12 protein-coding genes and 1 pseudogene are annotated in these 13835 nt (G+C 72.6%); 8 read left to right on the forward strand and 5 right to left on the reverse strand.

What is annotated here, in order from left to right; translation table 11 throughout:
* The first annotated feature begins 116 nt into the window (after positions 1-116).
* A complete protein-coding gene (ctaD, locus tag ACMCNK_RS28290; protein ID WP_412739382.1) occupies positions 117-1814 on the forward strand; it encodes a cytochrome c oxidase subunit I in 1698 nt (565 codons plus the stop codon).
* 276 nt (positions 1815-2090) lie between these two features.
* Here the strand turns inward: ctaD and ACMCNK_RS28295 are convergent, their stop codons facing one another.
* From ACMCNK_RS28295 to ACMCNK_RS28310, 4 genes are read right to left on the reverse strand one after another with little or no spacing between them, the layout of a single operon-like run.
* Positions 2091-3332, reverse strand: a complete 1242-nt coding sequence (locus tag ACMCNK_RS28295) for an MFS transporter (protein WP_412739383.1) — start codon at positions 3330-3332, stop codon at positions 2091-2093.
* A 58-nt stretch (positions 3333-3390) separates the two neighbouring features.
* Positions 3391-3972: an isochorismatase family protein gene (locus tag ACMCNK_RS28300; protein ID WP_412739384.1), complete on the reverse strand. Its 582-nt coding sequence runs from the start codon at positions 3970-3972 to the stop codon at positions 3391-3393.
* 11 nt (positions 3973-3983) lie between these two features.
* Positions 3984-5270 (reverse strand): nicotinate phosphoribosyltransferase, encoded by a 1287-nt coding sequence (locus tag ACMCNK_RS28305; RefSeq protein ID WP_412739385.1) that lies wholly within the window; start codon positions 5268-5270, stop codon positions 3984-3986.
* A 10-nt stretch (positions 5271-5280) separates the two neighbouring features.
* On the reverse strand, positions 5281-8013 hold the full coding sequence (locus ACMCNK_RS28310; protein WP_412739386.1) for a LuxR C-terminal-related transcriptional regulator: 2733 nt from the start codon (positions 8011-8013) through the stop codon (positions 5281-5283).
* A 246-nt stretch (positions 8014-8259) separates the two neighbouring features.
* Between ACMCNK_RS28310 and clpS the strand changes: the two genes are divergently transcribed.
* The 5 genes and pseudogenes from clpS (at position 8260) to ACMCNK_RS28335 (ending at position 11017) form a co-directional block, all read left to right on the forward strand.
* Positions 8260-8550, forward strand: a complete 291-nt coding sequence (clpS, locus tag ACMCNK_RS28315; protein WP_412739387.1) for an ATP-dependent Clp protease adapter ClpS — start codon at positions 8260-8262, stop codon at positions 8548-8550.
* 49 nt (positions 8551-8599) lie between these two features.
* Positions 8600-9100, forward strand: a complete 501-nt coding sequence (locus tag ACMCNK_RS28320; protein ID WP_412739388.1) for a DUF2017 domain-containing protein — start codon at positions 8600-8602, stop codon at positions 9098-9100.
* A gap of 60 nt (positions 9101-9160) precedes the next feature.
* Positions 9161-9663: pseudogene (locus ACMCNK_RS28325) on the forward strand (Mov34/MPN/PAD-1 family protein).
* A 68-nt stretch (positions 9664-9731) separates the two neighbouring features.
* Complete coding sequence (locus tag ACMCNK_RS28330; RefSeq protein ID WP_412739389.1) at positions 9732-10046, forward strand: MoaD/ThiS family protein; 315 nt, start codon at positions 9732-9734, stop codon at positions 10044-10046.
* A 5-nt stretch (positions 10047-10051) separates the two neighbouring features.
* Complete coding sequence (locus ACMCNK_RS28335) at positions 10052-11017, forward strand: PLP-dependent cysteine synthase family protein (RefSeq protein WP_412739390.1); 966 nt, start codon at positions 10052-10054, stop codon at positions 11015-11017.
* Positions 11018-11087: 70 nt separating this feature from the next.
* Here the strand turns inward: ACMCNK_RS28335 and ACMCNK_RS28340 are convergent, their stop codons facing one another.
* Complete coding sequence (locus ACMCNK_RS28340; protein ID WP_412739391.1) at positions 11088-11438, reverse strand: hypothetical protein; 351 nt, start codon at positions 11436-11438, stop codon at positions 11088-11090.
* A gap of 269 nt (positions 11439-11707) precedes the next feature.
* Between ACMCNK_RS28340 and ACMCNK_RS28345 the strand changes: the two genes are divergently transcribed.
* Together ACMCNK_RS28345 and ACMCNK_RS28350 are read left to right on the forward strand one after the other, a co-directional pair.
* On the forward strand, positions 11708-12454 hold the full coding sequence (locus ACMCNK_RS28345) for an MBL fold metallo-hydrolase (protein WP_412739392.1): 747 nt from the start codon (positions 11708-11710) through the stop codon (positions 12452-12454).
* A gap of 61 nt (positions 12455-12515) precedes the next feature.
* Positions 12516-13826: a glycosyltransferase gene (locus ACMCNK_RS28350; RefSeq protein WP_412739393.1), complete on the forward strand. Its 1311-nt coding sequence runs from the start codon at positions 12516-12518 to the stop codon at positions 13824-13826.
* Positions 13827-13835 lie beyond the last annotated feature (9 nt).

The following is a 13835-nucleotide window of genomic DNA, read 5'->3' on the forward strand; positions in this document are numbered from 1 at the left end:
TGGGCACTTGGTCACCCCGCGCCCGCCAGGGCCGGGCGGGGGACTATTCTGCCAGCGAGGTACGCCATTCCGTACGCGCGTACTGAGTGGGACGAACGAGACACCGGAGGCTATCCGTGACGACCGTTGCGCCGAAGCCGATCGTGACCCGGCCCTATCCGGTCCGACGGCAGGTCAAGGGTTCGGCGATCGCGCGGATCCTGCGCACGACGGACGCGAAGCAGATCGGGATCATGTACATGATCACGTCGTTCGTGTTCTTCATGCTGGGTGGCCTGATGGCGCTGCTGATGCGCGCCGAGCTGGCGCGCCCGGGGATGCAGTTCCTCTCCCCGGAGCAGTACAACCAGCTGTTCACGATGCACGGCACGATCATGCTGCTGTTCTTCGCCACCCCGATCGTGTTCGCGTTCGCGAACTTCGTGGTGCCGATCCAGATCGGCGCCCCCGACGTGGCGTTCCCGCGGCTGAACTCGTTCGCCTACTGGCTGTACCTGTTCGGCGGGACGATCACGATCGCCGGGTTCATCACCCCCGGCGGCGCGGCCGACTTCGGCTGGTTCGCGTACACGCCGCTCAGTGACGGCCTGCACTCGCCCGGCGTGGGCGGCAACATGTGGGTGGTCGGCCTGGCCCTGTCCGGTCTGGGCACGATCCTCGGCGGCGTGAACATGATCACCACGATCCTGACGCTGCGCGCCCCCGGTATGACGATGTTCCGGATGCCGATCATGACCTGGAACATCCTGGTCACCAGCCTGCTGGTGATCATGGTGTTCCCGTTCCTGGCCGCCGCGCTGTTCGCGCTGGCCGCCGACCGGGTCCTCGGCGCACACGTGTTCGACGTCGCCACCGGCGGCCCGATGCTCTGGCAGCACCTCTTCTGGTTCTTCGGCCACCCCGAGGTGTACATCATCGCCCTGCCGTTCTTCGGCATCATCACCGAGGTCATCCCGGTGTTCAGCCGCAAGCCGGTGTTCGGCTACAAGGGCCTGGTGTCGGCGACCCTGCTCATCGCGGCACTGTCGATGAGCGTCTGGGCGCACCACATGTTCGTCACCGGCCAGGTGCTGCTGCCGTTCTTCAGCTTTCTCAGCTTCCTCATCGCGGTGCCGACCGGCATGAAGTTCTTCGTGTGGATCGGCACGATGTGGCGCGGCCAGATCAGCTTCGAGACGCCGATGATGTTCGCGATCGGCTTCCTCGTGACGTTCCTGTTCGGCGGCCTGTCCGGTGTGCTGCTCGCCGCCCCGCCGATCGACTTCCACGTCTCCGACTCGTACTTCGTCATCGCGCACTTCCACTACGTGCTGTTCGGCACGATCGTGTTCGCGGTGTTCTCGGGCATCTACTTCTGGTTCCCGAAGATGTTCGGCCGGATGCTCGACGACCGGCTCGGCAAGGTCCACTTCTGGCTCACGTTCTTCGGCTTCCACGGGACGTTCCTGGTGCAGCACTGGCTCGGCACCGAGGGCATGCCCCGCCGGTACGCGGACTACCTGGCCAGCGACGGGTTCACGTTCCTGAACACGTTCTCGACCATCGGCTCGTTCGTCCTCGGCCTCTCCACGCTGCCGTTCATCTACAACGTGTGGAAGTCGTACAAGGTTGGAGAGCTCGTGACCGTGGACGACCCCTGGGGCCACGGCAACTCGCTGGAATGGGCGACGAGCTGCCCGCCGCCGCTGCGCAACTTCGACCGGATGCCCCGCATCCGCTCGGAACGCCCCGCGTTCGACGCGAAGTTCCCCGAGCTGGCGCACGGCGAGCTGACCCCGGCCCAGAGTGGCGCGAAGGCCGTCACCAAGGGCTGACCGCCGCCACTCAAGGCCCGGGCCCTGCCGGAACCATCGCAACGCCGCACGGCCCGCCCCGCGTTCCGCGGAGCGGGCCGTCGCCGTTTCCAGGTCCGGGGAGCGGCGGCCGTCGCCGTTCCGCCCGAGGCATCGGGCTGTCGCCGTTTCCAGCCGGCCCTGGTGCGCAGCCGGCCTCGGTCCGCGGCTGTGAGGCTCGGGAAGGCGGCGCGACAAAGCCCGCCTGGCGGGTGAGTGACGCCGGGCCCGCCTGGCGGGTGAGTAAGTGAGGCCGGGTCAGACCGCGGCGGTTGTCGTCTCGACCGCCGGGTCAGCGGACGGCGTCGTGGCGTCGTCGGATGCGCGGGTGGCCGCGCGCTGCCGGAGCTGTGCGGGCAGGGCGAGCAGCGCCACGAGCACCCCCACGATCCCGACCGCGGCGAACCCCCACGGCGGCGAGATCCTGTCGATCGCCACCCCGGCCAGCGGGGCCCCCAGCGCAATTCCGACGGTCAGCGACGAATTGTGCAGGCCCATCGCCTCGCCCCGCGCGGCGGCGGGAGCCAGGCGGCTCACCACATCGGCCGTGGCGGTGATCGTGGGGGCGCACAGCGCGCCCGCCGGGATGAGCATCAGCGCGAGCAGCCACCAGTGGTCACCGCCCAGGCCCACCGGGATCGTGAGCAACGCCATCGGGGCGAACAGCGCCAGCGGCGGAAGCCCACGCCGCACCGTGCCGTACGCGAAGCCGCCGAGCAGCGAGTAGGCGGCCCACAAACCCAGCACCGCGCCGGTCCACTCCAGCTCGCCCGCGTCGCGCAGCACGGCCACGACCGCCACGTCGGTGCCGCTGAGCACGAGCGCGGCCGCGGAGGTGACCGCGAGGACCGCCACGAGCTGCGGGCCCAGCCAGGACCGCCGGGGGACCCGGTGGCCCGCCGAGATCGGGGCCTCGTCGGCGCTGCGGATCGCGGGATCGAGCAGGTACAGCCCGAGCCCGGAGACCAGGATCCCGGCGCCGACCGCCAGCATGCCCAGGCGAGGCCCGGCTGCCGTGCACACGAATACCCCGAGCGCCGGGCCCGCCATGAACGACAGCTCCGTGGTGATCGAGTCGAGCGCGAACGCGGGCAGCCGGTGCGTTTCCGGGGTGAGCGCGGCGATCGACTGCCGGGCGACCGCGAAGACCGGCATCATCAGGAACCCACCGATCAGCGCGGCGAGCAGCAGCGCCCAGTACGGCATGGCCTGCGCGGTGGCCCAGAACGTCACCTCGGCGATCGTGGTCAGCGCGAGCACCGGCCGCAGGCCGCGCCGGTCCATGGTGCGGCCCAGCAGCGGCGCCCCCAGCGAGCCGCCGATGGTGAATGCGGCGCCGGTCAGCCCGGCTGCGCCGTACCCCCGGCCCAGTTCCTGCACGACGTGCAGGGTCAGCACCACCGGGCCGGCGGTGACGGGGATGCGGGCGAGGGTCGCGACGGCGAGCAGCGAACGCATCCCCCGCAGGGCGAGCGTCTCCCGGTAAGGCGTGAGTGTCATGTCGGTCCTGTCCTCCGACCTGCCAGTCTCCGCCCGGGGTACGACAACCCCAATGGATTTAGACCGAACTCACCACGGGTGTGCCGGTTGTGGCCACCGAGGCGACCCGGAACTGCTCCAGGGCGGCCTCGGTGGTCGCCGGAGCCACCCCCGCGGTCAGGTCCAGCAGCACCGTGGTGGCGAACCCGGCGGCGACCGCGTCCAGCGCGGTTGCCCGTACGCAATGATCGGTGGCGATGCCCACGACGTCGACCGTGGTCACGTCGCGGGCGCGCAGCCAGTCCGCCAGGGCCTGCCCGTCATCGGTGCGGCCCTCGAACCCGGAGTACGCCGCCGCGTGCGCCCCCTTGTGGAACACCGCCGCCACCCGGTCGGTGACCAGGGCCGGGTGGAAATCCGCGCCCGCGGTGCCGACGACGCAGTGCACCGGCCAGGAGTCGACGAAGTCCGGCGGGTTGCCGAAGTGAGCCCCCGGGTCGACGTGATAGTCCTTGGTCGCCACGATGTGGTCCCAGTCCCAATCCCCGGAGGCGACCGCGCGGGAGATGCCGGCGGCCACGGCGGCGCCCCCGGCGACCGCGAGCGAACCGCCCTCGCAGAAGTCGTTCTGCACGTCGACGATGATGAGCGCGCGGGACATGGGCCCTCCGATCAGGCGGTCGGGACGACGGTGACGGGGATTGCCGGGTCGCCGGCGGAGAGCTTGAGGCCCTCCCACGGGATCGAGATGAGGCATTGCCGCAGGTGCTCGCGCGCCTCGGCGAGCGGCGCGGCGTCGATGACCGTCCCGCCTGCCACGTACGAGCGCTGCAGCAGCCGGTCGTTGGGCCGGTGGTCGGGCACTCCCTGGGAGACCACGATCTCCTCGGTGGCCGTACCCGTGGGCTTGTGCCGCCGGATCGCGGTCTTGCGGCCGCCCACTGTGGCCTTGTTCTCCGAGCGCTTCACCACGGGGCGGCCCTCGACCTCGACCAGCTTGTACACCAGGCCGGCGGTGGGTGCGCCGGAACCGGAGACCACGGCGGTGCCGGCGCCGTACATGTCGACCGGCTCGGCGGCCAGGGTGGCGATCGAGTACTCGTCCATGTCGCCCGAAACGATGATCTTGGTCTCGGTGGCGCCGAGCGAGTCCAGCAGCTCCCGCGAGTGCTGGGCCAGCACGGACAGGTCGCCGGAGTCGATGCGCACGGCCCGCAGGTCCGGCCCCGCCACCGCGATCGCGTTGCGGATGCCCTGCGCGATGTCGTACGTGTCCACCAGCAGCGTGGTGTTCTTGCCCAGCGCCGCGACCTGGGACGCGAACGCCGCCGACTCGTCGTCGTGCAGCAGCGTGAACGCGTGCGCCGAGGTGCCCGTCGTCGGGATGCCGTACTTGGCGCCCGCGGCCAGATTGGACGTGGACGCGAACCCGGCCAGGTAGGAGGCGCGGGCCGCGGCCACCGCGGCGGCCTCATGCGTACGCCGGGAGCCCATCTCGATGATCGGCCGGCCGCGGGCCGCGGTGACCATCCGGGCCGCCGCCGCGGCGACCGCACAGTCGTGGTTGAGCACGGACAGCAGCATCGTCTCCAGCACCACGCACTCGGCGAACGTGCCGGACACCGTCAGGATCGGCGAGCCGGGGAAGAACAGCTCACCCTCCGCGTACCCGTCGATGTCGCCGGTGAATCGGTACGCGGAGAGCCATCGCGCGGTGGTCTCGTCGACGATGCCGGCGCGGAGCAGGAACTCCACTTCGGGCTCGGCGAAGTGGAAGTCGCGGATCAGCTCCCCGAGGCGGCCGGGTCCGGCGACGACGCCGTAGCGCCGCCCGGAGGGCAGCCGCCGGGCGAAGACCTCGAAAACGCAGCGGCGGTCGGCGGTGCCGTCCTTGAGGGCGGCGCTGACCATGGTCAGCTCGTACTGGTCGGTCAGCAGGGCGGGTGGATACGCGGTCACGCTCCCCACCCTATTGCGGCAGCGAACGCAGTGCGGGGGCGAGTTCCGTGCGCCCGCTGACACCGAGCTTCGCGTACACCCGTTGCAGGTGGTTCTCGACGGTCCGCGGGGACAGGTACAGCCGGTCGGCGATGTCTCGGCTGCGGGCGCCGGCGGCGGCCAGCTCGGCGACCTGGCGCTCCCGGTTGGTCAGCGCGGGCTGCACCGACCGCAGCGCCGGGGTACGCAGCGTGTCGCACCCGGCCAGCACGTCCGCCAGCAGCGTGTGGGCCGCCAGTGCGCGTGGGTCACGGGCCGCGCGGAACAGCGGTGCCGCGGTCGCGGCGGCCTCCGCCGCGAACACCCGGTAGCCGCTGGCGGCGAAGTCGCGGGCGACCGCCAGCAGCGCCGCCGGATCGTCCGCGGCGGCGGCTCGCGCGTGCCGCAGCAGCAAGGGCGCGGCCGGGCCTCCGGGGATCTCGGCGAGCAGCCCGGCGATCCGGTCGGCGGCCAGGTCCGCGCGGCCCAGCCGGACGACGTCGTGCCAGGCCAGCAGCTCGTGCCCGGCGAGGCCGTCGGCGCGGAGCCGCCCGGCCAGCTCGGTGAGGATCTGCACCGCACCGGCCACGTCGCCCGCGCACGCGACCGTCCACGCCCGCGCGGTCTCGTGCCACGGGTGGAACAACCGCTCGCAGGTGCCGTCGGCGGTCTCGGCGCTCGCCATCGCCGCGGTGGCGACGGGCAGGTCGCCGCGCAGCGCCGCCGCCAGCGCGCGGGCGGTGTGCGCGAGGGCCGCGTACCGTCCGTGCGCGGACAGCGTCACGCAGGCCTGCTCGGCGCCGCGCAGCGCGTCACCGGTACGCCCGCGAAGCCGTGCGGCGTGCGCCTGCAGCAGCGCCACCCAGCCGGCGCCGAAGCCGAAGCCGCCGGTCTGCGCCAGGTCCGCGAACTCGGCCGTGAGGATCTCGTCGAGCGCGCCGAGGTCGAGGGCGACGCTGACCCGGGTGCCCAGCGCAACGGGCAGCAGGAAATGCAGGGCGGGGGCGTCGCGCCACCACGCCGGGGCGTCCGCCTGGATCTGCGCGACCAGGTCGGCGCTGCGCTGCGGGTCGCCGCCGGCCGCGGCGAGCAGCGCCTGGGCGCAGCGGGCCAGGTTGCGGGCCGACACGTCGGCTCGTGCAGCCGGCCTCCCATCAGCCGGCCTCCCATCAGCTGGCTCCGCGTCGGCCAGCACCGCGTCGGCCAGCTCGCGGGCCCGGTCGAGTTGGTTGAGCTGCAGCCGCATCAGGGCCTCGACGGCGCGGAGCCGCGCTGCCGGGCCTGGTTCGGTCACGGCGTCGGCGGACGCGGCCAGCTCGTCGGCGGCCCCGGCGTGGCCGAGTCCCCAGAACGCCACAGTCGCCCGTAGGGCGACCAGCGCCCCCGCGCTGCCCGCTTCCCCCGCGTTGTCCGCCGCTTCCGTGCGGTGGACCGCTTCCGCGCCGGCGCCGGCAGCGGGGGCCGGGATGTCGTCGGCGGCCGGGGCGGGAGTGTTGATGGCGGCCAGGGCCTCGTGCGGGCGGCCGGACAGCAGCAGCGCCGTGGCCAGCAGCTCGGTCGCCGGGTGTCCCGCTCCCGCGTCCCAGGCGGCGGCCGCCAGGCGGTGCGCGAGCGTCAGGTCCAGCCGCCCGAACGCCAGCGCGGCCGCGTCGAGCAGCCGCGCCCCGTCCTGCGCGGTGCCGGAGTCCAGACGCCACACGGCGACGCGCAGCAGGTCGTCGCGGCGCCGGGCGCCGGTGCCCTCGACCAGGTCGGCCAGCGTGGCCAGCAGCCGGCGGGCACGGCTCACCGGGCACTGGCGGCGCACCACCTCGCCGTACAGGGGGTGGGCCAGGCGGGCGGGGCGGCGGCGGCCGTCTCCGTGCACGCGGATGAGCTCGCGCTCCTCGGCGGCCTCGACCGCGGCCGGGTCGGCGACCGCCAGCAGCAGCGGCAGCCCGATCGGCTCACCGAACGCCACCAGCTCCACGACGTCGCGGACCGCGGGGGCCAGACCGCCGATGTGGGCGTCGACGAGGTCGGCGAGGCTGGGCGCGAGGGCGAGCCGCCCGGTCCAGCGCCAGATGCCGTACGCCCGGGTCATCTCGCCGCCGCCGCGGGCGGCCTGTACGAGCTCGCGCAGCATGAGCGGGTTGCCGCCGGCCAGCGCCACGAGGCGTTGCGCGGACCCGGTCTCCACCGGCCCGCCGAGCATGGCCGCGAGCAGGTCCTGGGACCCGGCCGCGTCCAGCGGGCCCAGCTCCGCGTGCCTCACCAGACCCTCGGTCCACAGCGCGCTGACCGGCGCCGGTACGGCCGCGGCGCTGCGCAGCGTGGCCAGCAGGGTCGCCCCGTGCCGGACGAGCAGGTGCACGAGTGCGGCCGACGGCGGGTCCAGCAGATGGGTGTCGTCGACCGCGAGCACGATGGGCCGGCCCCCGGCTTCGGCGTGCAGGATGTCGAGGGCCCAGCGCAGCAGTCCGGCCTGGGAGAGCCCGGCGGGCGGGTCGGGCGGCAGGATCTGGGCCAGCCCGCCGAACGGCAGGCCGCACCCGGCGACGCTGGCGGCGGCGGTGAGCACCGCGTACGCGTGCGGGTCGAGGCCGGTGACCGCCTCGCGCAGCAGCCGGCTCTTGCCGACCCCGGCGGCGCCGCTGAGGATCAGCCCGGACCGGCGCTGGTCCGTGGCGGTGCTGGTGAGACGGGCCAGCTCGCCGGCGCGTCCGACGAACGCCCAGTCCTTCACCGCGACAGCATATCGATATCCGTCACACCGATGTCACTGCGCGTGTCGTGTGCGGAAATGAGTAGCAACGAGGTAAACGCTGAGTAACGTGGCTGGTCGGCCTGAAGGGCCCGGCAACGTACCGTTTCGCCGGGTGCGGCCCAGACGCGCCCGGGCCCGCCTGGCGGGGCGGACCCGGGCGTCCGCCGGATCTTCCCCGGCGTTCCGGTTCAACAACCGGGCGGATCCGGTGGCACGATGGGGGGCATGGCGTTGCCTCAGGTCGCACCCGTCGAGACGCCGGAGATCGAGGAGGTGCCGGCGGATGACCGGCCGTGGGTCACCATCGTCTGGGACGATCCGGTCAATTTGATGTCGTACGTGACCTGGGTGTTCCAGAAGTTGTTCGGCTACAGCCACGACCGGGCCGAGCGGCTGATGATGGAGGTCCACACCGAGGGCAAGGCCGTGGTCTCCGCCGGGGTCCGCGAACGGATGGAGTTGGACGCTTCCCGGCTGCACGGATACGGTCTGTGGGCGACGGTGGACCAGGTGTGACAGGCCGGTCGACGACGGGCGGACGGTGATGGGGCGGGTGGTCTGAGGAATGTTCCGACGCCACGGCAACCAGTGTGTGGCGATCTTCGCGGTGGACGAGGTCCGTGTGCTGCGCAAGGTCGCCGGCGAGATTGTCGGCCTGCTCATGGACGGCTTCGACCACGACGATCCGGTGGTCGGGCGTCTTTTCCCCGACATCTACCCGGAACGGCCGGACGACTCCGCCGAGTTCCGTCTGTACACCGAGGGTGACCTCAAGACCGGCAAGATCGATCAGGCGGGCGCGATCCTCGCGGCGCTGCCCGACGACGGCCCCGGGGAGGTCCGCCTGGACGGCGAGGAGGCCGAGGCGTGGCTGCGGGCCATCAACGACGCCCGCCTGGCCATGGGGGTGCGGCTGGAGATCCGCGCCGAGACCGACCTCGGCGAGGAGCTGGACGACGCCGTGGCCACCGACCCCGCCTCCAGCCGCGTCTTCCAGCTCTCCGTGTACGCGTACCTGGGGTATCTGCAGGAGTCCCTGCTCAACGCGCTCGTCGCCGTCCGCTGATCGCGCGTGCGTGAGCACGGCCACGCTCGGCGCGTGACCCGGGCACGGTAGTGTGAAGCCGTGCTGACCATCGACAGCGCGATCCTCGACGCGATCGTCGCCCACGCCCGCCGGGACCACCCCGACGAGGCCTGCGGTGTCGTGGCCGGTCCGGCCGGCAGTGACCTGCCGACCCGCCACATCGCGATGGAAAATGCGGCCCGGTCGATGACGTTCTACGAGTTCGACTCGATGGAGCAGCTGCGCGTGTGGCGCGAGATGGACGACCATGACGAGGAGCCGGTCGTCATCTACCACTCGCACACCGCGACGGAGGCGTACCCGTCGCGTACCGACATCTCGTTCGCGGGGGAGCCGGGCGCCCACTACCTGCTCGTCTCGACCCGTGAGCAGGACTCGGAGGAGATTCGCTCGTTCCGTATCGTGGACGGTGTGGTGACCGAGGAAGAGGTCAACATCGTGGATGCGACGGTGGACGCGTGAAGGGAAGTGCGGACGGCCACGCCGTCCAGTCGTACATGTTCGGGCAGACCCCGACGACGGTCGACTACGAGTGTCGCTGAGCACTGTCGCTCACGCTGACCCGTTTCCCGCGTACACCTTTCTTTCTTCCCAAGGAGCACCTGCAGTCATGGCTATCGAAGTTCGCGTTCCCACCATCCTGCGCAGCTACACCGGCGGCGCCAAGGTCGTGGAGGGCGCCGGCGACACGCTGGGCGCCCTGATCGACGACCTGGACGGCCGGCACTCCGGCCTGAAGGGCCGCCTGCTCACCGCCGAGGGCGGCCTGCACCGCTTCGTCAACATCTACGTCAACGACGAGGACGTGCGCTTCCTCGGCGCGCTGGACGCCAAGCTGTCCGACGGCGACTCGGTGACGGTGCTGCCGGCGGTCGCGGGCGGCGCTCTCGGCTTCGCCGCAGCGGCGGCGCTGCTCGGGCGGTAACCGTCATGGCTCGATACGAGAGCCTGCTCGACGCGTGCGGGGGCACGCCGCTGGTCGGCCTGCCCCGCCTGTCCCCGACGGTGCCCGAGGGGGCACCGCCGGTGCGGCTGTGGGCCAAGCTCGAGGACCGTAACCCGACCGGCAGCATCAAGGACCGCGCCGCGCTGTTCATGGTGCGCGAGGCGGAGGAGTCCGGGCGGCTGCGCCCGGGCGACACCATCCTCGAGCCGACCAGCGGCAACACCGGCATCTCGCTGGCCATGGTGGCGAAACTACGCGGGTACCGGCTGGTCTGCGTCATGCCGGAGAACGTCTCCGCCGAGCGGGTCCAGTTGCTGCGCATGTACGGCGCGGAGATCATCTTCTCCCCGGCCGCGGGCGGCTCCAACCAGGCGGTCGCGACGGCCAAGCAGATCTCGGCGGAGCACCCGGACTGGGTGATGCTGTTCCAGTACGGCAACCCCGCCAACGCCCGTGCCCACTACGAGACCACCGGGCCGGAACTGCTGCGCGACCTGCCCACGGTCACCCACTTCGTGGCCGGGCTGGGCACCACGGGCACGCTGATGGGCACCGGCCGGTACCTGCGGGAGAAGGTTCCCGGCGTCGAGATCGTGGCCGCCGAGCCGCGGTACGGCGAGCTCGTCTACGGGCTGCGCAACATCGACGAGGGCTACGTGCCGGAGCTGTACGACGCGACGGTCCTCAACCGCCGGTTCTCCGTGGGCACACGGGACGCGGTGCTGCGTACCCGGCAGCTCGTCGAGGTGGAGGGGATCTTCGCGGGCTTCTCCACCGGCGCGATCCTGCACGCGGCACTGGCCGTGGCGCATGAGGCGGTCAAGGCCGGCCGCCGCGCCGACGTGGCGTTCGTGGTCGCCGACGGCGGCTGGAAGTACCTGTCCACGGGTGCGTACGGAGGCACGCTGGCGGACGCGGAAGAGGCCCTCGAGGGCCAGCTCTGGGCCTGAGCGGATCGGCGGCGCCATGCGGGGGACAGCTTTGCCGTGCCCTGCCGGCGTCCGCCCGGCGGGGGCCGGCTCAATAGGCGACGGCCAGCCCGACCGCGGTCACCAGTGGCAGCGCCGCGCCGAACAGCAGCAGCCACGGCGGCCGACGCCGGTGGATGGACAGGAACCCGGCCACGGACAGCGCCACGCTGAGCATGCCGCAGAACGCGAGCACCGGCACGTACCAGTCCGGGACGCCGCCGCGGATCGACGAGACGAGCCCGCGGACCCCCACGCCCACCCCGACGAGCCCGAGCAGCGACGCGTAACCGGACATGGCGAGCAGCCGCCGGGTGCGGGGAGCCGGATCATCCTCGGCGGGGAAGCGAAACAGAGCCGAGCGCGGGTGCGGGGGCGCGGATTCATTCACGTCTGTCGCCACGACGCCTCCGGGGGCAGGGGGCCGCAGCCCACAACGATGTTTTTCACGGTGTGCAACGCGTCCAGCTCACGGCCCGTGACGCTCCTGGAAATGACACACGTCACGTCCTGTGTGACATGTGTTGTCGATTTAGCGACAAGTCGATCAGACGTTTACCCGTGGCGCTGGTCCCGGCGTAGGCTGCGCACCGTGATTGACTGGTCTGACGACTCAGCCACCGGCCGGTCGGCTGGGTCGCGGACGACCGAGCGTGAGCCAGAGGAAGCCGCATGCGACTGACCGTCCTCGGGTGTGCCGGCAGTTTCCCCGGCCCCGAGTCGGCCTGTTCCGCATACCTCGTGGAGGCCGACGGCTTCCGGCTGCTGATCGACTTCGGCTCGGGCTCGCTGTCCGCGCTGCAACGCTACGCGGCCGTCGACGCCATCGACGCCATCATGCTCACCCACCTGCACTGCGATCACATGCTGGACGCCTGCACGTACGTCGTGGTGCGCCGCTACACCCCGGGCGGGCCGCTGCCGCCGCTGCCCGTGTACGCGCCGATGGGCGCCGCCGAGCGCATCGCCGCCGCATACAGTTCGGAGGCGGAGCCGGTCGACGACGTCTACACCTTCTACGGACTGCAACCGGGCACCTTCCCGATCGGACCGTTCACGGTGACCGTGGACCGGGTCAACCATCCCATCGAGACGTACGGGGTCCGCGTCGAGCACCAGGGCCGGGTCCTCGCGTACTCGTCGGACACCGCGCCGTGCGACGCCCTGCTGCGCCTGGCCCAGGGCGCCGACCTGTTCCTGTGCGAGGCCAGTTACCTCGACGGCGTGGACAACCCGCCCGACCTGCACCTGACCGGCGGCGAGGCGGGTGAGGCCGCCACCAAGGCGGACGTCGGGCGGCTCCTGCTGACCCATCTCGTCCCCGCCTGGTGCAGCGAGGCATCCACTGTGGAAGCCGCGAGCGCCACGTTCGCTGGCCCGGTCGATGTGGTACGGCCCGGTTCCCGCTACGATCTCTGAGCCTGCCGGGGGGAACGGCACCAGATCGTCAGTTCCTGAGGTGACCACGGGAGTGCCCTGCATGCGCATCGTCCGGCTCGCCAACTTCGTCACGCCCCGGTCGGGTGGGCTGCGTACCGCGCTGCGCAACCTCGGCGAGGGCTACCAGCGGGCGGGCCACGAGGCCGTCCTCGTCGTGCCGGGCCACGAGCCGTCCGACACCGTCACCGAGCAGGGCCGGGTGATCACGCTGCCGGGCGCCCCGCTGCCGCGCACCGGCGGGTACCGCGTACTGACCGGCCGTGGCGAACTCACCCGGCTGCTGGACGACCTGGCACCCGACCGCATCGAGGTGTCCGACCGGTGCACCCTGCGCTGGACCGGCCACTGGGCCCGGCAGCGCGGCGTCGGGTCGATGATGGTCTCCCACGAGAGCCTGGCCGGGCTGCTCGGCGTATGGGGGATGCCCGCCCGCGACTCCCTGGCCGACCGGCTCAACCGGCGCACCGCGCAGGCGTACGACCAGATCGTGTGCACGACCGCGTTCGCCGCCGCCGAGTTTCGCCGCCTGGGCGTGCCGAACCTCGCCGAGGTTCCGCTCGGCGTCGACCTCGCCGGGTTCCACCCGAGCCTCGCCGATCCCGCGGTGCGGGCCCGCTACGCCCGCCCCGACGAGCTGCTGGTCGTCTACTGCAGCCGCCTGTCCGCGGACAAGCGCCCCGAACTGGCGGTCGACACGATCGCCGCGCTGCGCGCGAACAAGATCCCCGCGGTGCTGGTCGTCGCCGGGGACGGGGCTCGGCGCACCGCGCTGGCGTACCGATCGGCCCGGCTCCCGGTGCGCTTCGCCGGGCACCTGTCCGAGCGGTCCGCGGTCGCCGCGCTGCTGGCCAGCGCGGACGTGGTGGTGGCGCCCGGCCCGGTGGAGACGTTCGGGCTGGCCGCACTGGAAGCGCTGGCGTGCGGCACCCCCGTCGTGGTCAACGCGGCCAGCGCGCTGCCCGAGGTGGTCGGCGACGCCGGGCTGGCCATGCCGGGCACCGCGGAAGCCTTCGCGGACGGCGTACGCCAGGTCCTGCAACGCCCGGAATTCGCGCGCCGGGCGGCCGCCCGGGCCCGCGCCGAGATGTTCGGCTGGCCCCGCGCCGTGGCCGGATTCCTGCGCGCACACGGCGCCGTGCCCGCCGCGGCGGCCGCGGCCACATCCCGTCCGCTGTCCGAGCCCGCCCCGTCGCGTCCCGCCCTGCTGCGCCCGGCCGTGCCCGCGACCCGCTCCCCGGCCGGGCACGGCGCGGAAGCCGGCTGGGCCGCGCCCACCGCCGGGCCGGCCTGGGCCGCGCACGCCGCCGAACTGGCCGGGGCGGACGACACCCGCGGCGCCCGGTACGCATAAGGTGACCGG

Origin of the sequence: Krasilnikovia sp. MM14-A1259, from assembly GCF_047159535.1 — a bacterium.
Classification (GTDB): Bacteria; Actinomycetota; Actinomycetes; order Mycobacteriales; family Micromonosporaceae; genus Actinoplanes.

Bases quoted from the DNA above. Each gene is read 5' to 3' on its own strand.
- ACMCNK_RS28295 (WP_412739383.1), bottom strand. From the start codon at position 3,332: ATGACACTCACGCCTTACCGGGAGACGCTCGCCCTGCGGGGGATGCGT.
- ACMCNK_RS28335 (WP_412739390.1), top strand. From the start codon at position 10,052: ATGGCTCGATACGAGAGCCTGCTCGACGCGTGCGGGGGCACGCCGCTG.
- ACMCNK_RS28345 (WP_412739392.1), top strand. From the start codon at position 11,708: ATGCGACTGACCGTCCTCGGGTGTGCCGGCAGTTTCCCCGGCCCCGAG.
- ACMCNK_RS28320 (WP_412739388.1), top strand. From the start codon at position 8,600: ATGTTCCGACGCCACGGCAACCAGTGTGTGGCGATCTTCGCGGTGGAC.
- clpS (WP_412739387.1), top strand. From the start codon at position 8,260: ATGGCGTTGCCTCAGGTCGCACCCGTCGAGACGCCGGAGATCGAGGAG.
- ACMCNK_RS28350 (WP_412739393.1), top strand. From the start codon at position 12,516: ATGCGCATCGTCCGGCTCGCCAACTTCGTCACGCCCCGGTCGGGTGGG.
- ACMCNK_RS28330 (WP_412739389.1), top strand. From the start codon at position 9,732: ATGGCTATCGAAGTTCGCGTTCCCACCATCCTGCGCAGCTACACCGGC.
- ACMCNK_RS28300 (WP_412739384.1), bottom strand. From the start codon at position 3,972: ATGTCCCGCGCGCTCATCATCGTCGACGTGCAGAACGACTTCTGCGAG.